This window comes from Microcoleus asticus IPMA8 (assembly GCF_013179805.1).
GTDB lineage: Bacteria > Cyanobacteriota > Cyanobacteriia > Cyanobacteriales > Microcoleaceae > Microcoleus > Microcoleus asticus.
Genome location: NZ_SRRZ01000008.1, coordinates 24,111 through 43,820 on the forward strand (window position 1 = coordinate 24,111; position 19,710 = coordinate 43,820).

The 19,710-nt window shown below is 45.4% G+C and carries 20 protein-coding genes; 6 read left to right on the plus strand and 14 right to left on the minus strand.

Annotated features, from left to right (window positions below; translation table 11 throughout):
• Positions 1 to 47: 47 nt before the first annotated feature.
• The 5 genes from E5S67_RS03395 to E5S67_RS03415 form a co-directional block, all read right to left on the minus strand.
• Complete coding sequence (locus E5S67_RS03395; protein ID WP_172185488.1) at positions 48 to 935, minus strand: Rpn family recombination-promoting nuclease/putative transposase; 888 nt, start codon at positions 933 to 935, stop codon at positions 48 to 50.
• Positions 936 to 997: 62 nt separating this feature from the next.
• A complete protein-coding gene (locus E5S67_RS03400; RefSeq protein ID WP_172185491.1) occupies positions 998 to 2,587 on the minus strand; it encodes a chloride channel protein in 1,590 nt (529 codons plus the stop codon).
• A 402-nt stretch (positions 2,588 to 2,989) separates the two neighbouring features.
• Complete coding sequence (locus E5S67_RS03405; RefSeq protein ID WP_246276611.1) at positions 2,990 to 4,369, minus strand: hypothetical protein; 1,380 nt, start codon at positions 4,367 to 4,369, stop codon at positions 2,990 to 2,992.
• Between the two features lie 116 nt (positions 4,370 to 4,485).
• Positions 4,486 to 5,154 carry a methyltransferase family protein gene (locus E5S67_RS03410; protein ID WP_339382933.1) on the minus strand — a complete coding sequence of 223 codons (669 nt, stop codon included), beginning with the start codon at positions 5,152 to 5,154 and terminating at the stop codon, positions 4,486 to 4,488.
• 16 nt (positions 5,155 to 5,170) lie between these two features.
• Positions 5,171 to 6,115, minus strand: coding sequence for an aldo/keto reductase (locus E5S67_RS03415; protein ID WP_172185594.1), 945 nt, complete (start codon positions 6,113 to 6,115; stop codon positions 5,171 to 5,173).
• A 150-nt stretch (positions 6,116 to 6,265) separates the two neighbouring features.
• Between E5S67_RS03415 and E5S67_RS03420 the strand changes: the two genes are divergently transcribed.
• Both E5S67_RS03420 and E5S67_RS03425 read left to right on the plus strand, forming a co-directional pair.
• The gene (locus tag E5S67_RS03420) at positions 6,266 to 7,699 is read left to right on the plus strand and encodes a BCD family MFS transporter (protein WP_172185495.1); all 1,434 of its coding nucleotides are present in this window, start codon (positions 6,266 to 6,268) and stop codon (positions 7,697 to 7,699) included.
• A gap of 93 nt (positions 7,700 to 7,792) precedes the next feature.
• Positions 7,793 to 8,623: an inositol monophosphatase family protein gene (locus E5S67_RS03425; protein ID WP_172185497.1), complete on the plus strand. Its 831-nt coding sequence runs from the start codon at positions 7,793 to 7,795 to the stop codon at positions 8,621 to 8,623.
• A 427-nt stretch (positions 8,624 to 9,050) separates the two neighbouring features.
• Here the strand turns inward: E5S67_RS03425 and E5S67_RS03430 are convergent, their stop codons facing one another.
• The 8 genes from E5S67_RS03430 to E5S67_RS03465 form a co-directional block, all read right to left on the minus strand.
• Complete coding sequence (locus E5S67_RS03430) at positions 9,051 to 9,620, minus strand: PIN domain-containing protein (protein ID WP_172185499.1); 570 nt, start codon at positions 9,618 to 9,620, stop codon at positions 9,051 to 9,053.
• Positions 9,621 to 9,623: 3 nt separating this feature from the next.
• Positions 9,624 to 10,094: an excisionase family DNA-binding protein gene (locus tag E5S67_RS03435; protein ID WP_172185501.1), complete on the minus strand. Its 471-nt coding sequence runs from the start codon at positions 10,092 to 10,094 to the stop codon at positions 9,624 to 9,626.
• A gap of 151 nt (positions 10,095 to 10,245) precedes the next feature.
• Positions 10,246 to 10,827, minus strand: a complete 582-nt coding sequence (locus E5S67_RS03440; protein ID WP_172185504.1) for an NAD(P)H-dependent oxidoreductase — start codon at positions 10,825 to 10,827, stop codon at positions 10,246 to 10,248.
• Positions 10,828 to 11,164: 337 nt separating this feature from the next.
• A complete protein-coding gene (locus E5S67_RS03445; protein WP_172185506.1) occupies positions 11,165 to 11,818 on the minus strand; it encodes a retron system putative HNH endonuclease in 654 nt (217 codons plus the stop codon).
• The gene (locus tag E5S67_RS03450; RefSeq protein WP_172185508.1) at positions 11,815 to 13,065 is read right to left on the minus strand and encodes an AAA family ATPase; all 1,251 of its coding nucleotides are present in this window, start codon (positions 13,063 to 13,065) and stop codon (positions 11,815 to 11,817) included. Before E5S67_RS03450 ends, E5S67_RS03445 begins: the two co-directional genes overlap by 4 nt.
• 52 nt (positions 13,066 to 13,117) lie before the next feature.
• A complete protein-coding gene (locus tag E5S67_RS03455) occupies positions 13,118 to 13,993 on the minus strand; it encodes a ChaN family lipoprotein (protein ID WP_172185510.1) in 876 nt (291 codons plus the stop codon).
• 560 nt (positions 13,994 to 14,553) lie between these two features.
• On the minus strand, positions 14,554 to 14,916 hold the full coding sequence (locus tag E5S67_RS03460) for a cupin domain-containing protein (protein WP_172185512.1): 363 nt from the start codon (positions 14,914 to 14,916) through the stop codon (positions 14,554 to 14,556).
• 95 nt (positions 14,917 to 15,011) lie between these two features.
• A complete protein-coding gene (locus E5S67_RS03465) occupies positions 15,012 to 15,287 on the minus strand; it encodes a hypothetical protein (RefSeq protein WP_172185514.1) in 276 nt (91 codons plus the stop codon).
• 159 nt (positions 15,288 to 15,446) lie between these two features.
• On the opposite strand from E5S67_RS03465, the gene E5S67_RS03470 reads away from it, so the two are divergent.
• From E5S67_RS03470 to E5S67_RS03485, 4 genes are all read left to right on the plus strand, one after another.
• Entirely contained in the window at positions 15,447 to 16,085 is a 639-nt protein-coding gene (locus tag E5S67_RS03470) for a peroxiredoxin (RefSeq protein WP_172185516.1), read from the plus strand.
• A gap of 195 nt (positions 16,086 to 16,280) precedes the next feature.
• A complete protein-coding gene (locus tag E5S67_RS03475) occupies positions 16,281 to 16,862 on the plus strand; it encodes a Uma2 family endonuclease (protein WP_172185518.1) in 582 nt (193 codons plus the stop codon).
• Between the two features lie 65 nt (positions 16,863 to 16,927).
• Positions 16,928 to 17,902 carry a cysteine synthase A gene (locus tag E5S67_RS03480; RefSeq protein ID WP_172185520.1) on the plus strand — a complete coding sequence of 325 codons (975 nt, stop codon included), beginning with the start codon at positions 16,928 to 16,930 and terminating at the stop codon, positions 17,900 to 17,902.
• Between the two features lie 134 nt (positions 17,903 to 18,036).
• On the plus strand, positions 18,037 to 18,336 hold the full coding sequence (locus E5S67_RS03485) for a (2Fe-2S) ferredoxin domain-containing protein (RefSeq protein WP_172185522.1): 300 nt from the start codon (positions 18,037 to 18,039) through the stop codon (positions 18,334 to 18,336).
• A gap of 14 nt (positions 18,337 to 18,350) precedes the next feature.
• Here E5S67_RS03485 and E5S67_RS03490 read toward each other — a convergent pair whose 3' ends face one another.
• A complete protein-coding gene (locus tag E5S67_RS03490; RefSeq protein WP_172185524.1) occupies positions 18,351 to 19,583 on the minus strand; it encodes a hypothetical protein in 1,233 nt (410 codons plus the stop codon).
• Positions 19,584 to 19,710: the final 127 nt, after the last annotated feature.

The following is a 19,710-nucleotide window of genomic DNA, read 5'->3' on the forward strand; positions in this document are numbered from 1 at the left end:
TGTTCATCACTATGTCTGACGCCAATCCTGTACCCAATTACTTTAAGCTATGAATCGCCCGAGCGCAAATTTTGCACATCCTCAACGCTAAGCCCGCTAACTTGGCTAATCGTGGCATTATCTAGCTGTGAAATTAATTGTCTGGCGATCGCGATCGCCTTTTCTCGCATTCCTTCTTCTCGTCCTTGTTCTCGTCCTTGTTCTATGCCTTGTTCTATGCCGTCCTGAACAGCCTTAATAATTGCTCCCTGTTGGTCATAAATAAACTGTTCTCTTCTGTCCAAATCTTCCACTTCCTCTCTGCTCAAACTGGCTTGATTCGCAATATTAAAAGCTTCATGTATTTCTGGTATGCTATCCATTGTTTCTGGAACCGATGTCAGACTTCTCGCATTTTTCATAAAATAAATCCATTTGTCTGCTAAAGTTTCAAGTTCCTCCTGTCCTTTGGTAAACTTTGGCAACTCTACAAACACTAAATCCAGCTCGTTTTCGGGATAAGTCAAATTTGTCTTGACTTCTTTGAACACAAACCTGGAAATAAATTCTGGGCTGTTAGGAAACATTTCAAAATCAGTAATTGTCAGAGCAATTACTGGCTTCAGCATTCGATATCCTTGGGCTGCTTCCAATTGAAAAGCGTAAGTCTTCGCTGCATTGTACAAAACTCGTTTCCCAAAAGACTGGACGTTGAGCACTTGCATTTCAATAATTACTAAAGTGCCATCGTTGAGTTTTGCTTTCACATCCAGATAAGTATCTTTCAAACCTTCAAGTTTTGGAGGAAGATTCGGGTTGATAATTTCTAAGTCTTCAATGGTGGGATTGCCTTCATAAATTAGAGCGTTGAGAAAGCTAATTAGAATGTCTTTGCTTTCTGAGGAACCGAATATTTTTTTGAAGGCGTAATCGGTTTTTGGGTTGATAAATATCATAGTTGTCAGATTTAGCTTTGAGGTTATTGGTTTTGTGACGAACCAACGGGATTGGATCTGGGTCAAACTGCTGATTTTGTTTCAGGTAATGATTTGACATTTTCCTGCAAATGTGCATTGGCGATCGCCAGCACAGGCTCATCGTCCCTGTGTTCCTCATCAATATCAATGGGAATTTGGCAAGAAATCAGTTCTGTGACGATGCGATCGCCCAGAACATCTTCCCAATCCTGCAACTGTTCTCTGGCTTTGATCGGTGTATTGATAGCTACGTCTACGCCCATTTGCTGAAGGTTGAGGCTGTGGGCTGTCGATCGGCGGTTGACACACTCCACCAGCCAAACGCTCAATCCGACTGCTGCCATCAAAGGCAAGACAATCCGATAATCGCGGGTTAATTCAAACATCAATAGGATGGCTGTCAGCGGTGCTCTGGCACAGCCGGCGAGCACGGCGGCCATTCCCACCATTGCGTAGGCGGGAGGGCCGGCGACTCGATCGCTCATTGCCGGCAGCATTTCCAAAAAGAGTCCGTAAGCCGAACCCAGGGAAGCTCCCAAAAACATCGCCGGAGCGAAGATACCGCCCACTAAACCGCTGCCGAGGCTGATTGCTGTCATCGCCAGTTTGACAAACAGCAGCAGCAGCAGCAAAGGCAAGGAAAATTTAACATCTTGGAGCATTGCTTGGACTGTTTCGTAGCCAACACCCAAAATTTGAGGAAATTGCAGGGCCACTAAGCCGACGCAGGCCCCGCCGATGATGGGCTGAAGCGGCCGGGGCAGTTGTCCGAGCCAAGCAAATCCTCGGATTTTGCCTTGAAAACAGCGATCGGCTAATTGAATTGCTTCTGTGTAGGCTAGAGACACTCCGCTCGCCAAAAGTCCCAATCCCATGTACAGAGGCAGTTCTAGGGGGCTGCGGACATCGTAGACTGGCAAAGAAAAAGCCGGCTGAGCTCCCAAGCAGATTTGAGCGATGAGCGCGGAAACTACCGCCGAGAGCAAGACAACGCTGACTGACGAAGTGGCAAAGGTGCTGCCGAGCACGACTTCTAAGGCAAAGAATACTCCGGCGATGGGAGAGTTAAACCCGGCGGATAAACCTGCTGCTGCTCCGGCGCCGAGGAGCAAGCGCTGCCGTTCTGGGGAGAGCTGCAAAACTTGAGCCAGCAGCATTCCGAAGTTGGCGCCGATTTCGACGCTGGGGGCTTCCGGGCCGAGGGAGGCGCCGGTGCCGAGGGAAACTGAGGCTGCCATCATTTTGGTGATGGGTTTGAGGGGGGAGAGTTCTTGCAGGCCGCGGGTGGCTGCAATTAAGGAAGACATATTCGGGCCAAAGTCCCGAAACCGCCAGCGCATCAGCCCGATGATGACTCCGCCGAGGGTGGGAATGCAGGCTAGCGTCCAAGAGCCTTTCGAGGCGATCGCCCCCATGAAGTCTTCCAGCATCAGGCTGTGGATGAAGTGGATGAGATAGTGAAAGGTGACGACGCCTGCGCCCGTAACTCCCCCTATGACTAGGGAGAGGATGAGCAGGAGGGTTTCTGGGCTGGGGTGCAGGCGGTTGAATAGCGGGCTTAGGCGGGAGGCTTGGGGAGTTGCTGCGGTTGGCCCGGGTGGCGGCAGATCCACAGGAGGGGTGACTCTCATTTAGCGGTTAATTCTTCTGTGAGAAGTTAGATAAATATTACATTTTATTTCTTTTTTTAATTTTGAGTGATTTTACGGGAATTGACAAGTTAATTAAGGCGTATTTTAGGGGGGGGATTTTTGGGGCTGGCGGTTGGGATGGAATGACCGATTAAGAGAGTCAGCACATTTGGCGCAATTGTATTCTCAGTTACATTCAAACTTAGATAGACTCTCGCGATAATGCTAATTAAGTATATTTACAGTGTTGGCGCTTGGGGCGATCGCATCAGTGAACTTGTAATATCGTATAACTCCATGAAACACAACATTCCGATTAAAGAATTGGTGATTTGAGATTTTACCTTAAAACCACAAATCTCAAACCACAAATATCAAATCTCAAATCCCTCGCGCATAATATCAGATCGGTTGTTGAGTGGGCGGGATTCTTGGTCTGGGTTTGGCGATCGACATTAGCGGATCCCCGATGGTGGCTACTTTCCAGGGAGGGGATTCTAGCTGGCGTGCTGCGATTAAAAAGGGTGCCCCTCGCTTCAGGCGATCGACCATTAATTTAGGCGGAATAAATGCAGATAAAAGAGGTTCGTTGACGCTGCCAATATATGCGTAAGCACCATTTTGTAGCCACCTTCCGGCAACGGTGTTTGTGTCATCTGGGGCTGCTGCTGACCAACTGTGGATCATGTGGATTGCTGCGGGAAATTGGAGTTTTGGTATGTCCTCGACAGAAGCGTCGCCGTTGCCGACTTGAAATGATTTTGGATAGCCTTTGGAATTCATTAATATTAAGTCAAATCTCCAGGGTTTTGAGGCTAAACTCCGCCACTTTTCCAAGCTAGATTCGGGTTTCTGCACTACTTCGACATTCAAACCTATGGTATTTAGTCCGCTAGCTGCTTCCTCCATTTCATATTTTCCCCAATTTCCTTCCTTGGGGTAACTGTCATAAAGCATGGCGGTTTCGGTATCGAGAAATAACGCGCACATGGCTTGATAGATCGATCGTACTTCGGAGCCGTAAATCCAGCCGACAGCCGCCCAGCGTTCGCCGTTGGGGTGCCTTCCCAAACCGTCGGTAACGGCTAGTTGTTCGTCTGGTTTTTCAGGAGATTGATATTTTACGGCTAGTTGGCGTACAATGGTTATTGTGTCGATCGGGTCTGCGAGTTGAGAATAAAAAAATCCGGTTGATTCGACGGCTTTTGTAATTGCTGTTTGCAGAGTTTTCCACTGTGTATTATTAAGGGTATCGTTGGGTTTTCCGAAGTTGCCTTCTAGAAATACTAAAGGTTGACCGTGAGCGGCTGCTAAGGCAACTGCTGCTGAGCGTGCGGGGTCATTTTCTGATGTGATTACTACTCCTGGCGGCTCCCAGCCGAGTTGCGTCCATTTTGCTTTTAAGGTTTGAGTATCGGTGGCATTCCAGGCTGCTGCTGCGGCGTTCCGCATTAATTGTTGGAGTTTTTGACCTTTTGGCAGTTGCTGTTTGATGCTTGGCAAACGCACTATTTCTTCGGGTTGAAAGCGCTGCAAAAACATGGGCGCATATTTTTTGTCTTCGATGAGAATAGGCCAGTTTCCTTTGAGATTCCATTTTTGGATTGCTGCTAAGAATGTGGCTTCGTCGGGTACTAAAACTATGCGGTTAACTGTTGGTATGTTGGATCGGATGATGGCGGCTCGAAGGCCTGTTTGAATTGGCCAGGGTTCTTGTTTGGCTGAGGCGGGAAGTTGAAAGGGTTTTGTGAGAAAGCTGCACGCTGTTAATTGCTGTGACAAGCATAAAAATAGTGTTAATACTAGCAGTATAATTTGTAGTCTTTTGTGAAATTTCATTTTTTAACCGCAGATTGAAGCAGATTAACGCGGATTAACGCAGATGCAGAGGGGTTCTGTTAATAGATTCCGGGAAGTAGTTTTTTGACTCGCTGGCTGTATTGTGAATAGTCTGGATATTTTTCGGTTAACCAGGTTTCTTCGCGGCTGGCTTTAATGTCGAAAAATATTATTAATATTGGGCTGGCTATTAAGTGGGATATGCTCATTTGAAAAAGTGTCCAACCGAGGGCTGCTAAAATTAAGCCACTGTATAATGGATGTCGCACTATTCCGTAAATGCCTGTTTGGATTAATTCTCCGTTTTCTATGGGATACGGTAAAGGTGTGAGGTTTTTTCCTAAGTCTATCAATGCTTTGATGATGAAAATTAATGCGGTTAAGCCGAGAATACTTGCTACAATCCAGGTAAGAGCAAGTAATTGAGTTGATTGAATTTTAAATCCTGGAAGTTGATAAACTGGTAAGATTGCAAATCCTGCGAGCAATGCTCCTTGAAGCAAAACTAAATATTCGCCGCGACTGTTATTGCGCCAGCCTTTGCGCGTGAATCCCCAGTCAGTTAAGATTTTCATAATAGAAGGAAGAAGGAAGAAGGAAGAAGGAAGAGGGAAGAGGGAAGAAAGGAGAGGGGAGAAGGAAGAGGTGAGAACAAAGTGAACTGTAGGTTGGGTAGAGTGAAGTAAAACCCAACCTACGGCGAACAGCGAACAGTCAACAGTCAACACTCAACAATTAACAAATTTATTCTCGCCAAGGACGTGTCATTAATTCTAATTGGTTGACTTCATCTTGGCTCAAATTCCAGCCTAATGCGCCTGCATTTTCTTGGGCTTGTTTGGCGGTTTTGGCGCCGGGAATGGGAATGACTCCGTTTTGGCATATCAACCAGTTTAGGGCAACTTGGGCGGGAGTTCGATCGCGCTTTTTGCCCATCTTCCGCAGCGTGGACATGACTAATTCAATTTTGTCGAGGCCGCTTTTGCTGAAGCGGGAGTCCATTTTGCGGGCTCCTGTAGGTGGTTCTTGGGCTGTGTATTTGTCGGTGAGCAATCCTTGGGCTAAGGGGCTGTAAGCTAAAATTGTGACCCCCAATTCGCGGGCTGCACTCACAATTCCTTGTTTTTCTACTTGCCGCGACAGCAAGGAGTACCGGACTTGATTTGTTGCTAGGGGAACGCCTCTGGCTGCTAGTATTTTGTGGGCTTGGCGCATCTGTTCTACTGAATAGTTGCTGACTCCTACTGCTTGAATTCTGCCTTGTTTTACTTCGTCGGCTAAGGCGTTCATCAGGGTTTCTTGACTTAGTAAAAAAGCAAACGGCCAGTGCACTTGGTAGAGGGCTATTTGTTCTACTTGCAAGCGTTTTAAGCTGGCACTCAAAGCGTCGGAAACAGATTTTCCTGTAATCCGCCAAGGTAGGGGGCCGAATTTGGTGGCTATTTGCACGGGTTGGGTGGTTTTTTTGAGAAACTGCCCCAGTAATTCTTCTGACAAGCCGTTACCGTAGACTTCGGCTGTGTCGAAGAAGTTGACTCCGCTGTCTAGGGATGTTTTGAATGCTGCTTCGACTTCGGCAGCGCCGTAGTTGCTGCCGTAGTTCCAAAATAGTTTGTCGCCCCAAGCCCAAGTTCCGACGCACAGGGGAATGACGGCTGGGCCGTTTTGTCCTAGGGTAATGGTTGTCACGGTTGGTAAATCCACAGTTATTGATTCTCTTTATTTTTATATGAATTTATACGAATAATCGCGATCGAGCTTCTAGCCGGGGGAGGAAACGTGGCTGGTGGCGATATCTCAGTTACTATAAATGCAAATGCTGTGTTTATTTGAATAGTTATGTCGATCGACCGTTTGCCAGATTCAAGATTAACAGATTCCGCGACTCCTGCCATCAAGAGAGTTTCCCTCGTGACGATGTTCCGGTTGGGTTTGTTTCAGATGGGATTGGGCATGATGTCGATTTTGACGCTGGGGGTGCTCAATCGCGTGATGATTAAAGAGTTGGCGATTCCGGCTACTGTGGTGGCTGGTACGCTGGCCATGCACCAGTTTGTCGCCCCGGCTAGGGTGTGGTTCGGGCAAATGTCTGATGCTAAGCCTTTGTTTGGCCATCACCGCACGGGTTATGTGTGGGTAGGAAGCGTTTTGTTTGTGATTTCTGCTTTTTTGGCGGTACAGGTAATGTGGGGCTTGGGCGGCAGTTTGGAGGCTGTGGGGTGGACGACTGCTACTTACGGTTGGGTGGGTTTGTTGGGTTTGATTTTTGCGCTTTACGGTATTGCTATTTGTTCGAGTTCGACTCCTTTTGCTGCTTTGTTGGTGGATGTTTCGGATGAGGAAGATCGATCGAAGTTGGTGGGTGTGGTGTGGTCGATGCTGATGGTTGGTATTATTATCGGGGCGATTATTAGCAGCGGTTTGCTGAAGCAAATTGATGGGGATGTGTCGCGCGAAGTGTTGCAGGCTTCGATTAACGGTTTGTTTGTGAAGGTGCCGGCGCTTGTTTTACTGTTGGTGGGGATTGCGACTTTTGGGGTTGAGAAAAAGTATTCGCGGTACGGGGTGCGATCGAGCGCAGTGAATCGAGAAGATAAAATTACTCTGGGAAGTGCGCTGCGGATTTTGACTGCTAGCCGTCAAACCGGTTTATTTTTTACTTTCCTGCTGATTATGACAATTTGCTTGTTTATGCAGGATGCGGTTTTGGAACCTTACGGCGGGGAAATTTTTAAGATGCCGATTTCGGAAACTACTCGCTTGAATGCTATTTACGGTACTGGTACTCTGATCGGTTTGGGTACTACTGGTTTTTTTATTGTGCCCCGAATTGGCAAGCAAAATACGATTAGGTTGGGCTGTTTGTCGGTGGCGACTTGTTTAGGTTTGATTATTTTATCGGGATTCACAGGTAATCCAATTGTGTTTAAGTCGGCTTTAATGTTGTTTGGTTTAGCTTCGGGAATTACAACGACTGGTGCGCTGAGTTTGATGTTGGATTTGACTGCTGCGGAAACTGCGGGGACTTTTATTGGTGCTTGGGGTTTGTCGCAGGCGATGGCGCGGGGTGTGGCGACGGTTAGCGGCGGTGCTATTTTGGATTTTGGCAGGAGTTTGTTTGGGGTGCCGATGTTAGCTTACGGGTTAGTTTTTGCTGTGCCGGCTGCGGGTATGATTCTGGCTGTTTGGCTGTTGGGTAGGGTGGATGTTGGGGAGTTTCAGGATAATGCTAAAAGTGCGATCGCCACTATTTTGGAAAATGAATTAGACTGATGTTTTGTCAGTTGGTCGGTGTCAGTTGTCAGTTGGCCTGTGGCAGTTGTTAGTTCCAATACTCAATAACCAATAACTAATAACCAATAACTAATGACTAATTTTTGGGATTCTATTTTAAGTTTTGCACGGGTTACTGTCGAGAGAGTCGGACAGAAGTTGTTGCAAGATTTCGGTTCCGTGCAAGCGGATGAGAAGGATGACGGCAGTTTGGTTACGAAATCCGATAATTGGGCGGATGCGGAGATTAGAAGTGCGATCGCATCTGCTTTTCCCACTCACGGGATTTTAAGTGAGGAAGGAGAACAGGTTTTCCCAGATACTGAATGGTGTTGGGTTGTCGATCCTTTGGATGCTACAACTAATTTTGCTAGGGGAATTCCGATTTGGGGTATTTCTTTGGGTTTGTTGTATCGCGGAACTCCGGTTTTTGGCTACGTGCATTTGCCGCCAATTAATCAGTCTTTTCACGGTTTTTGGGCACCTGATTTGGCGGGCGGCGTGTTTGACAATATGCCTCAAGGTGCGTTTTTAAACGGGCAGCACATTCGGCCGAGTGCTGATAAAATGAGCGGCAATCATTTTTTTAATTTGTGTTCGCGGAGTGTGGGAATCGGGCCTCATCTTCCGAGTAAAGTTCGGATGTTGGGCATGGCTAGTTACAATTTTTTGACTGTGGCTTCGGGTGTGGCTATGGGAGGGGTGGAAGCGACTCCGAAAATTTGGGATATTGCGGGGAGTTGGGTAATTGTGAAGGCTGCTGGTGCGGTTTGGTTGCCGCTGGAATCCCAGGGGATTTTTCCGCTGGAAGTGGGGAAGAATTACGGTAGGATTTCTTATCCGACTTTGGTGATGAATCGGCAGGAGTTGGTGTCGGTGTTTTTGCCGTTTGTGGAGGCTTGGAAGAAGAAAAAAATGGGGTAATTTAGGTGAATCGAAGCTATCCCGTAGGAAATCGAACAATTGTTAAATAAAACTGCAGGGCAGGCGTAACGGAGGAGTCTCCCACGCCTGCCGTGCTGTTTGGAAGAAATATACCGACCGATGACCGATGGTTTTAAGTATGCCTACTCTTGTCTATTTCTGGCAATCTGCGATCGGGTGGTTTTGTTTTACGTCGATCGGGTGATGCGGTGCTGGTACAATTTGTGGTAACTTTTCCACGAGGTATTATCTCTAGGAAATAAAATTATGCCCGTTTTCAAGTAGAGGCACATTGGAAAATACGTTTACTGCGGTGTTGGAAAAAGTAGATGAGTGGTATATTGGCTAGGTTGAAGAGTTAGCCTCTGGGAAGATACAAGAATAAACCTTGAAAGAAACTTGGAAAAGTCTGCGATTTGCGATCGGGCTAATCATGATAGCACAATTCTCGCATCCGATTTGCTGACAGCGGCAGTCCCAATTCTACCAGCGTTTGTAAATACTCGTCAGGCGTTTTTGGCGGATTTTTGAGCCTGATTCTTTGTTTCTCGGCTGCTTTGCATACACCTTCAAACTTTAAGTTGAGAAAGCGCAGAATTAACTGATCTGGGTGCAGCGGTTGAATGTTATATTGTTTAAGATTCTCAGCAGGAAAATCCCTGAGATTGAAAGTAACGATAAAATCCGCCCGAGAATGAATTGCTGCTGCTAGAACGTGCCGATCGCCCGGATCGGGAAGTTCCAACTCTGGTATAATTGTCTCGTAGCCAGTCACCACACAATTTTTAATGCTTGCATTCATCAGATTTTTGGTTCTGGCAAGCTGTTCTAATGTGAGATTTGGATTGTTTTGAAGCACGTTTCTCATCCACTCGCCGTGAATCTCTTCTGTCCACCTCGGCTCAAACACATCACCAACTGCTAATTCCATCAGAAAATCGCGGAGTGCGGCTGAATACAAAACATTAGCATCGCAGACAACTTTTACAATTTCCATGAGTTAGTCGTACAAACCGAGTGCTTCTGATTCTGCGACAAGTTCGTCAAGTATTTTACTTCTTTTGTCATAATCCTGCTTTTTATATTTCATTACATCTTCATAACGTATTCGGCGACAGGTACTTACCATTTTGTAAGGAATTTCGCCAGAATCTAGCAACTTCCACACATACTCGCGCGAGACATTCAGTATGGCCTCAACCTGCCAGATATCGAGTTCCTCAGTAATTGGAATCATGTTAACAGTATTGCCGCTGCTTGTCTGTTGCAAAATTGCTAACAGTAATGGCAACGCTGCGGCAGGTATGTCAATTGTCTTTCCCTCTTTTTCGTTTAATATCAATTTTAGGGATTCGCCAGACGGATGATTTTGTAAGTGCGATTCTAAAGCGCGGCTGCTGGTTTTGGCAACCGCTGCTTCTGCTGCTGTCGGCAAAGCAGGTGCTGAGTCGGGATCTCCGGTGAATGTCATGTTAATTTGGGGGTGAGAATAACAGGCGATCGACTACGATCGTAGCAATTTTTTTGCGAGGCGATCGCACTTGATGGAGCCAGCAAAATAACAGATGCTGGGATTGGGACACAACAATGTTGTGTCCCTAATGCAAAATGAATTTATTGCCTCATGCAATTAATTTCGACAGCACATTAGACAACTTAGCACCGAGATTCTCCACAGAGTCCTGCTGTTTGGGATCTTTCATCGTACCGTCAGCATTAAATGCTTCAAAAGCTTGGGGAACTGCTTTCTGATCGGGGAGCACCAATACGTTAATATTCCCCAGGATCGATCGCAAATGAACCAATCCCCGCAAACCGCCGATTCCGCCTGGGGAAGCACTCATAATTACCGCTACTTTGCCAGTAAATGCCACCAATCCCGGTTCACCCGGTGCTGGGCGCGATACCCAATCGATCGCATTTTTCAGCACAGGCGTAATTGAACTGTTATACTCAGGAGAAGCTATCAAAAACCCGTCATGCGCTACCATCAATTCCTTCAAGTGCCGAGCATTTTCTGGCATTCCCTCTTTGGCTTCTAAATCTTCGTCAAATAGCGGCATCGGCAAATCGCGCAAATCTACATAAGTAACTTCTGCACCCGCCGCCCTAGCCCCAGCCGCCGCAACTTTTACCAGCAGTTTGTTGTAGGATGCTTCGCGGGTACTCCCGGCAAATGCAAGTATTTTTGGTCTATTGTTCACGGTATTTCCTGATATTTTGACAAGATAATCTTGACATTTCCAAGATAAATTTTAGCAAAGGAAGGGGGTCGCTGTCTCTTTCCTTAAGATATATTAGTTAAATAAACTGTCACCAATAAAAAACCGGGCAGGCGTGACGGAGGAGTCTCCCACACCAGGCGCGCGGTTTGTAGTAAATATAACCGACCGATGACCGATATGTAAAGTGTGCCTTGGTGCATCGAGTTTCTGCAATCTGCGCTCGGGCGATTTAATTTTGTGCGATCGGGTGATGCGGTGGGGTAAAGTTTATATTAAGTTCGATCGTCGATCGCGCAATCTTTGGGTAACATTCAACTTAAGAAACACCAAAATAATTTTTGAGGAAATACAAAACTGCATTACAAAAAGGCTGGTATCGCCCTTGTGCATTCATTTGTTGACAAACTTGAGCTAATAATTCGGCCTCTTGCTGTGTCATGATTCCCTGCAATGCTTCAAGTGCTTGAATTCGTCCCTGCATTAAGTCATAATGATTGAGTCCCAAAACTTCAATGGTTGTTTGAGCATCTTTTTGGTGAGCTAAATTATTGGCAGTTGGCAGTATCTCACCAGTGCTAGAGTAATTAAAAAATTCTTCACAGTTGGCTTGTAGTGGCGAAACTCCGATCGCAATATCCCCCTTCTTATTGCCACAATACTCTGGCCAACAATACTGTGGCTTATTTGTATCTCTGCCACAAGAAGCTAGCATATTTGTGTACTCAACAGATAATTCTGCATCAGTCTTGCTCTGAGGGTCTAGATGTTCAATATGGCTATTACTTGGGTCAACACTCTTACAGCAGTAGCAGCAAATATAGCCTTGTTCACTTAGCAAAGAATTGTGTACCGCTGCTTTCTCAGGGTTGGAAAGATATTTGTAAGCAGCATAGTTGACACCGAGAGACTTCTGTGTAGCCTTCCAGTCGGAAAAATTTTGAGGTTCTTTACCCTTTTGAATATATTTCATTTATTGAGAATTTCCTTGCGTTGAATTAGCCAATCTGCTCTCACAAATTCAGGATCTTCTTCTCCCATTCTGTGTGCTAATTCTTGGCGAAATTGCCGTGCCTCTCCGAGTTCGCCCTTGTCTATCAAGCCAAACAATTTACGTAAATCTTCCTTAATTTGCTGCGGACGTTCTGGAGTTTCCATAAGCGTTTCTAGAATCCGATTGCTATCTTTCCCAAAGGATGGTACTCGATCGATCGCAATTCCTTCAGATGTTGACCTCAAAAGATGAACCCATTTGAGATCGCTGATTACCTGTGGCGAATGAGTCGTAATTATAAACTGGCAATTTGGGAATGTTTTTTTCAGATTCGGAATAATCGCCCGTTGCCATTTTGGGTGCAAGTGGAGCTCAATCTCGTCAATCAAAACAACGCCGGAACCCTCAAGCGGATTGCAATCTGGATTCGGATTTGCGATCGCCAAACGCCTTGCTAAATCTCCTGCTAGTGCTAACAAGCATTTTTCACCATCGGATAGTTGATTGACGATCAGTTCATCGCCTTCTTTGTTTACAGTCATTCGCAAAGGCGATCGCCTAACCCGTAAATTTGACCAGCCGTCTAGTAAGTTAGCGATCGCATATCTGACTGCTTCTAGTTGGCGATCGCGATACTGATCAGAATCATTTAGTCGTATTTCGTTTTCTAAATCTTCCCGATCTCTAAACCATTCAAAAAAGCGCCTAAAATCGATCTGCCCTCCAATGAGAACCTCCTCATAAGCAGTTTGCTCAAACAAATGTTTCGTCCTAATCTTCAACAGAATATCAATTACGGCACGGTTAGTTGGGTAGTAAACAGCCAGAGGCAATGCTGCGTAAGAATTAGCCTCTAACTGACTGTTTATGCGATCGACAACTCTTTTTAAGTCCCCAATGTTGCTGCTAGTATCCTTGTTTCGCCCTTTCCTGACCTTGGTTAAAGACCATACCACTTCCGGCCAGTCATTGATTGAAATTGTAATTTCGTTGTGAGTTTCTTTGCATCCGTTTTTGATATCATCTTCGGTGAACAAAGGTCTATTACTATTGGAAGTTTGAATTCGCTTGGTCAGCCAAAAGAGAAGAATAGCCAAACACTCAAGTATGCTGGACTTCCCCACACCGTTGATACCGATGAACACAGTCGGCTCATCTGTATCAAACTCCAGGGTCAAATCGCTGAAGCCTCGGAATGAGTTCATTTTTAGACGCTTGACTTTCACGATTTGGTTCTCCCTCTGGCTTAGTGGGTTATATTTTTGAAATCATATCAAATCAATGCTTCCAAACAAAGTCAGCAATGGGTCTATCTGCCGACAAAGGAAGATTTTCAGTGGAATTGAATAAAACCGATCGCACTTTTACATTCCCGACTCCCAAACGCCTCTCGACGCGACTGGGAATGCCGTAACCGTAAATAATATGTCCTTTACCCGCCAACACCACAACTTGATAGTCGGGGTTTGCTTTGACAAATTCAGCTATTTTTTCCGCCATAGTTTCGTCCCACAAAACTTGGGCTTGCAAGAATCTTTCAAAAGCCGTACTATTTCCCTGTGCTGCCTTTTGGTGTTGCTGGTAAACTTCTAGCAGCATTTGCCGGTATTCGGCGTTGTCGGTGCGAATTTCGGATATTGGCGGAATGTGCTTTTTTTCCTCGGCTGTGAGGCTTTCTAAACCTTGACTGGCAACTTTTCTCGTTACTTCGGATGGTGTATTTAAGGCGAGGACAGGTAGTTGATTTTCTTTGGCAAACCGCAAAATGGGGGCGTAAGATTCCCAGGGAAAGCGCCACCTGCGATCGTACTCTGTTTGCTCGACTAATTGCTCTTCAGTCAGTTTACCTGCTAAGTAGTTGTCGATCGCGCTTTGAAAGGGGCGCTGAAACATTTCTAGGGCGATCGCAATTTTCCGATTTTGCCGCTGCATTTCTCGGATAATCTTTAGTTGAGCTTGATGGTCTTCCGCGCTATCGTGGGTTTCTCCCAGATACACGACTTTCGCGTTTACCAACTGTTGCAGAATCTCTTGGTTAGTGTAAGTCTGTGGAGGTTGAGGGTTCGCCGTCGTTTGCGCTGTCACTGCACTGCTGCACAGCAGAAAGATACTCAGCGATAAGGCGCACAGTTTGATGAGTTTGGTTGTTTTCATATAGATATTATGCCGTTTCTCGCAGCAGCAAGCACAGCCGAACTCTACTATCTAGCTGAGCAGCTAGAAAGCTCAATGCTTAATTTAACTTCATAATTATCCGCAGTTGCTTCTAAAAATGTAAAGTTTAGTTGCAGGTACTTGCGCTTCTAGAAGAAGGTGATAAATTAATAATATGAAGCGAACAAAAAGCTTCTCCGACAGATACCAAATCCAGATATCACAGCGAAGTTCACAATAGAATCTAAGGAGTAAAAACGCTGTTTAATCTCACATCTGTCTCATTAAAAACCAATAGCAGCACCCACCAACAAAGCTGATAATTCCTCAACTAATTAGAGGGGAGCAATGCAACTGAATCCGAGGATTATTGCAACTCCACATCGAAGTTGAAAAAAGAGGAAATCACTCGGTACATATGGCTGGGTGCTGTTGTTGTTAAAGTTGTTGTTAAAAGAGATTTTCGGTTTGTGATGTTTTTTTCAGTAGAGGCAGAGCCTCTAGATATGCGTTACCGGGCAGAGCCGGGTAACAAGCATACAAGGAGAAAAAATAGAAAATTACTGGAAAATTGTCTCGTCTTCCTTTCGCCACGCGGGATCGACGATACAAATAAATATTAGCGGCTCTGTGCCGCAGTTGTAAATAAACTGCTTGGCGTTTGGAGGAATGTAAACTGCATCTCCTGCTTCCACGAATTGATTTTCGTCGTCGATGTGCATTTCTCCAACGCCGCTGAGGATGTAGTAAACTTCAGAAGTTGTCAGGGAGTGCAGCACAGAAGTTTGTCCCGGTGGCAAAGCGGCGTGCGCTAAACTGTAACGCAAATCCACAGCTTGTTTGTCTGGATGCAGCAATTCTCGCAGTTGAGTACCGTCGCCAGCAATAAACTCGTCGCAGGCATTTAGCTTTTGAATTAGCATTCTTTCCACACTCCTGAAAATCTCTTGACCACAACTTAAGTTTAATTGAAAGGGCCAGAAATGTTAAGAAATATGTAAAGCGGCGACCGGATTTTTTAACCGTAAATTCCCGAATGCGATCGATAATCAGGACAGTCGATCGCATCTTCAGATAAAGCTATAGTAGGCTGAACGGGACACTTGAGGTGGTAGTCGCCGGTGAAAAATACGCAGTTAGCACAAGGGATTTGGTGCATCCTCTGAGCTCGACGCACCGAGTCGGTAACAGTACGCCCGACACTCAAACACAGCAAAAAAACTAAGCCCCAGGCGGACACAAAACACAGCGGGACTAAAATAGGCTGTATTGCCTTAAGCAAAAAGTAAAGCATAGCAAGAAAATTCAGCGTTAGAAGCCACACATACATTACAGTAGTGGAATTGCCGATCGATCGACCAAAAAGTTTAGAATCCTTTACAGCTCGATCGAGAAACCGGGAATTATGGCATGATAAGGAACAGTCCTTAAATAAAATTAGAGGAAATCAGCTATGACTCTGCGATTAGGCGATACAGTTCCCAACTTTACCCAAGCTTCGTCTGAAGGGGAAATCAATTTCTACGACTGGGCTGGGGATAGCTGGGTCGTGTTGTTTTCTCACCCGAAAGACTATACTCCAGTGTGCACCACAGAACTCGGTGCAGTGGCCCGTCTAAAGTCTGAATTTGAAAAGCGGGGCGTCAAAACCATTGCCCTCAGCGTCGATGATGTGGATTCTCACATGGGCTGGATTAAAGATATTGAGGAAACTCAAAATGTCACCCTCAATTATCCGATTTTAGCAGATGGCGATCGTAAAGTTTCCGACATTTACGACATGATCCATCCCAACTCGCTGAACAACTTAACAATCCGCACAGTTTTTGTTATTGACCCGGAAAAGAAATTGCGTTTGAGCATTACTTATCCGGCTAGCACTGGTCGGAATTTTAATGAAATTTTGCGAGTAATTGATTCCTTGCAACTTACAGACAAATACAGCGTTGCGACTCCGGTTGATTGGAAAGATGGCGACGATTGCGTAATCGTACCTTCGATTACCGACCCCGCAGAATTGGCAGAGAAATTTCCCAAAGGCTACACGCCTGTTAAGCCTTATTTGCGGATGACTCCTCAGCCGAATAAATAGGTTTAACATTCCTGGACGCAGAACCTAATTATGTAAGGTGTGTACTGCACACCTTACCTCTATAATTGGCGCCTCAAACCAGCTTGTAGTTAGGACTTGAGTCCTTAATCCGGATTTTTGAGGACTAAAGTCCTCACTACAAACAAATAAATTGTGCAATCTTGTCAGAACAATTTAAAGTGGAGGAAAGGCAAAATGCTGTCATCAACAATTGTGTTGCGAATACCACCAAAATTGCAAATGACAGACGACGAGTTTTTCGAGTTCTGTCAAATCAATAGTGAGTTACGCATTGAACGCAACAAATCGGGAGAATTGCTAATTATGCCCCCTACTGGTGGAACAACAGGAAATCGCAGTGGTAGCGTCTTTGGAGAGTTGTATATTTGGGCTCGCCAAGATGGAACCGGTATCTGTTTTGACTCCAGTACGGGATTTAAGCTTGCAATGGGTGACAAGTCTCCAGATGCCTCGTGGATTAAACTGGAACGGTGGAATGCTTTATCTCAAGAACAGCAAGATAAATTCGCACCTATTTGCCCGAATTTTGTAGTAGAACTGAGGTCGGCTTCTGACAATCTCAAGCCCTTGCAAGACAAAATGCAAGAATATATGAGAGAACCAGGAGTGCAGTTAGGCTGGTTAATTGACCGCAAAAATGGCAGAGTTTATATTTACCGTCCGGGTTTGCCAGAGGAATGTTTGGATAATCCGGCTACAGTTAGCGGCGACCCTGTTTTGCCGGGATTTGTACTCAATATGAGCAAGATTTGGTAAAAGTGGTAGCAATAAATATCAACTTATTGTAAAAATTAATAATAGGATGCAAACACGCAAAAAATATGGATATTAAAAACGGCTTTGTAGGCACAATCGGTAACACGCCACTAATTCGCTTAAACAGCTTCAGCGATGAAACTGGCTGCGAAATTCTCGGTAAAGCAGAGTTTCTCAATCCCGGCGGTTCTGTAAAAGACCGGGCTGCTTTATACATCATCAAAGATGCAGAAGAAAAAGGCTTGCTGAAACCGGGCGGCACGGTTGTTGAAGGCACTGCCGGCAATACTGGCATCGGTTTAGCCCACATTTGCAACGCTAAAGGTTACAAATGTTTGATCGTGATTCCCGATAACCAATCTCAAGAAAAAATCGATGCTTTGAAAACTTTGGGCGCTGAAGTTCGGACTGTTCCCGCTGTTCCTTACAAAGACCCAAATAATTATGTCAAATTGTCGGGAAGATTGGCTGCGGAAATGGAGAATGCAGTCTGGGCAAATCAGTTTGACAATTTAGCCAATCGCCGAGCTCATTACGAGACAACTGGCCCGGAAATTTGGGAACAAACAAACGGAAAAATTGATGCTTGGGTAACAGCTACCGGTACCGGCGGCACTTTTGCTGGCGTAGGAATGTTTTTGAAAGAAAAAAATCCTGCTGTTAGAATTGTCTTGGCAGACCCGATGGGCAGCGGGCTTTACAGTTATTTCAAAACTGGGGAAATTAAGACTGAAGGCAGTTCGATTACTGAGGGAATTGGCACCACTCGCGTAACTGCAAATATGGAGAATGCCCCGGTAGACGACGCCATTCAAATTGACGATACTGAGGCGGTCCGGGTGATTTACCAACTGCTGAGAAAAGAAGGGCTGTTTATGGGCGGTTCTGTGGGGATTAATGTGGGGGCGGCCGTGGCTTTAGCGAAGCAAATGGGGCCTGGACATACGATTGTTACGGTACTCTGCGACGGCGGGGCTCGGTATCAGTCGCGTTTGTTCGATCGACAATGGTTGGCTTCCAAAGGCTTGTCACCAGATTAATCGTAGGGTGCGTTGCGGCGCACCTTAAAATTTGGGCATATATCAAATTAGAGTATATATTTAGAGTATATATGCGCGCACATATTCCCACTGTAAAAAATAGCATATAGGTGGCAGACTGTCAAGTAAAAAACATGAAAATCATCGAATCTTCTAGGCGAGTTCTTGTTTGCCAAAACCGCACTTGTCGCAAGCAAAGTGCAGCAAAGGTACTGGCAGCTTTTCAGAAATTGTCGCCCTCAGAAGTCGAAGTTGTTGCTAGCAGTTGTTTGGGACAATGCGGCAACGGGCCGATGGTGTTAGTGCTGCCAGAAGAGGTTTGGTACAGCGGTGTTTGCCCTGAAGAAGTTGCGACAATAACTGAGCAACATTTGCGAGGAGGAAAGCCAGTGGAGAGGATGCTTTACCGCAAGTTTCACCAGCTTTCTCATTAGTCGATCGTCTGGCTTTAAAATTCTTCCGCAAACAACCGGCGGAGAATTTCCGTGACTTCGGCGCAAAATCTGGCGTCGAGTTCGATCGCCAAGCGATCGACACTGCTGGAACCGCCTACAGGTTTTTCTGCCCGCAAAGTCATGGCTAGAGTTCTGAGTTTTGCCGGCTTTCCCGCCGCCTTCGGCCGTTCGTCAACAAACCGCACTAAAGCCACATAAACTGTTTCTAGGGTTCCCCTGATCGCGCTCAGTCCGTAACCCAATTTTGAGATAATTACTGGAGAAGTGATGAGGCTGTCCATCCCCAAAGTTTTAATTGCTACGTCCACATATCGAGCGCTGTCATGTCCCATTGCTCTGACAATGCTTTCTAAGCTGTTCCACTGAGATGCTTTCATGCGCGATCGCTGTTCGATATGGAAGTGCCATCCTAACATGGAAATTAGCCTAGTCAAGTCATAAGCAGATACGGAATTACTTTGTTTGGTGCTGTTTACTGCGACATTTAACAGCACTTGTTTTTTGCTAATATCGAATATTTTTGGGTTGTTGAGATAAGGGATTTCGCCGTAATCGCCGCGAAAAATTAGATTGTTATTGCCAGTAGCGCTCTTCAGCCATTGCTCTAGTCCTATGCGAGTATCGAAGCGTTTGAACATCGCGGCTAAGGAGTTTGAACTTGCTATATTTGAGGCATAGCTAATCATGTCTTTTGCTACATCGTAAAAGTAAAAATCATGTTTTTGCCCGTTGCCATCTCTAACAACGCAGTTGTCAATGTCGCAGTCGGGATATTTGCTATTTATTTGACTGACGATATTAAGGAGTGCGATAATTTTAGTGGCACTCCACTGCTCAGCATTGGTAAGGGCGTTTTTTCCCAGCCACTGTGCCTGAATTTTGCCGTCTACAAAAGTACCAATACAAACGCACGCTTCCTTAATATCTGCGTGCAAAAAGTTTAAAGCTTGAGAGTTAATTTGAGGTAGTTCTCCTAGGCTGGGGAACGGGGTAGGTTTGAGGGGATTATTGGGGCCGGGAATAGAGCTAATTACTTTTAAGCCGTCGGGTTTCTGTTTGAGATAATCGGGATAGTTTTTTATTGCTTGTTGGTAAGGGGAGTTTTCAATGCCCCGGTCTAAAAAGGCTAGTTTGTTTATATTAGATTTGGCATCTATTTCCATTTGGAGGTAGTTTTTGAAGATGCGCGCTCGGTCTTTTGCGAGTTCGAGGGAGGTGAGGTTCATGATAATAGTTGGCAGCTTGTTACCAATAAGTAAATCACTATACTAGGATTTACGCAAACAAACCGGGTTGCTATGCAAAATTTTGGTTTGGAAAACGAAAATTTTATGAATAACCGGGTTTCAGAGA

Coding starts and splice junctions, on each gene's coding strand:
- E5S67_RS03395 (WP_172185488.1), bottom strand. CDS start 935: ATGATATTTATCAACCCAAAAACCGATTACGCCTTCAAAAAAATATTC.
- E5S67_RS03400 (WP_172185491.1), bottom strand. CDS start 2,587: ATGAGAGTCACCCCTCCTGTGGATCTGCCGCCACCCGGGCCAACCGCA.
- E5S67_RS03420 (WP_172185495.1), top strand. CDS start 6,266: ATGTCGATCGACCGTTTGCCAGATTCAAGATTAACAGATTCCGCGACT.
- E5S67_RS03425 (WP_172185497.1), top strand. CDS start 7,793: ATGACTAATTTTTGGGATTCTATTTTAAGTTTTGCACGGGTTACTGTC.
- E5S67_RS03430 (WP_172185499.1), bottom strand. CDS start 9,620: ATGGAAATTGTAAAAGTTGTCTGCGATGCTAATGTTTTGTATTCAGCC.
- E5S67_RS03435 (WP_172185501.1), bottom strand. CDS start 10,094: ATGACATTCACCGGAGATCCCGACTCAGCACCTGCTTTGCCGACAGCA.
- E5S67_RS03445 (WP_172185506.1), bottom strand. CDS start 11,818: ATGAAATATATTCAAAAGGGTAAAGAACCTCAAAATTTTTCCGACTGG.
- E5S67_RS03455 (WP_172185510.1), bottom strand. CDS start 13,993: ATGAAAACAACCAAACTCATCAAACTGTGCGCCTTATCGCTGAGTATC.
- E5S67_RS03460 (WP_172185512.1), bottom strand. CDS start 14,916: ATGCTAATTCAAAAGCTAAATGCCTGCGACGAGTTTATTGCTGGCGAC.
- E5S67_RS03465 (WP_172185514.1), bottom strand. CDS start 15,287: ATGCTTTACTTTTTGCTTAAGGCAATACAGCCTATTTTAGTCCCGCTG.
- E5S67_RS03470 (WP_172185516.1), top strand. CDS start 15,447: ATGACTCTGCGATTAGGCGATACAGTTCCCAACTTTACCCAAGCTTCG.
- E5S67_RS03475 (WP_172185518.1), top strand. CDS start 16,281: ATGCTGTCATCAACAATTGTGTTGCGAATACCACCAAAATTGCAAATG.
- E5S67_RS03480 (WP_172185520.1), top strand. CDS start 16,928: ATGGATATTAAAAACGGCTTTGTAGGCACAATCGGTAACACGCCACTA.
- E5S67_RS03485 (WP_172185522.1), top strand. CDS start 18,037: ATGAAAATCATCGAATCTTCTAGGCGAGTTCTTGTTTGCCAAAACCGC.
- E5S67_RS03490 (WP_172185524.1), bottom strand. CDS start 19,583: ATGAACCTCACCTCCCTCGAACTCGCAAAAGACCGAGCGCGCATCTTC.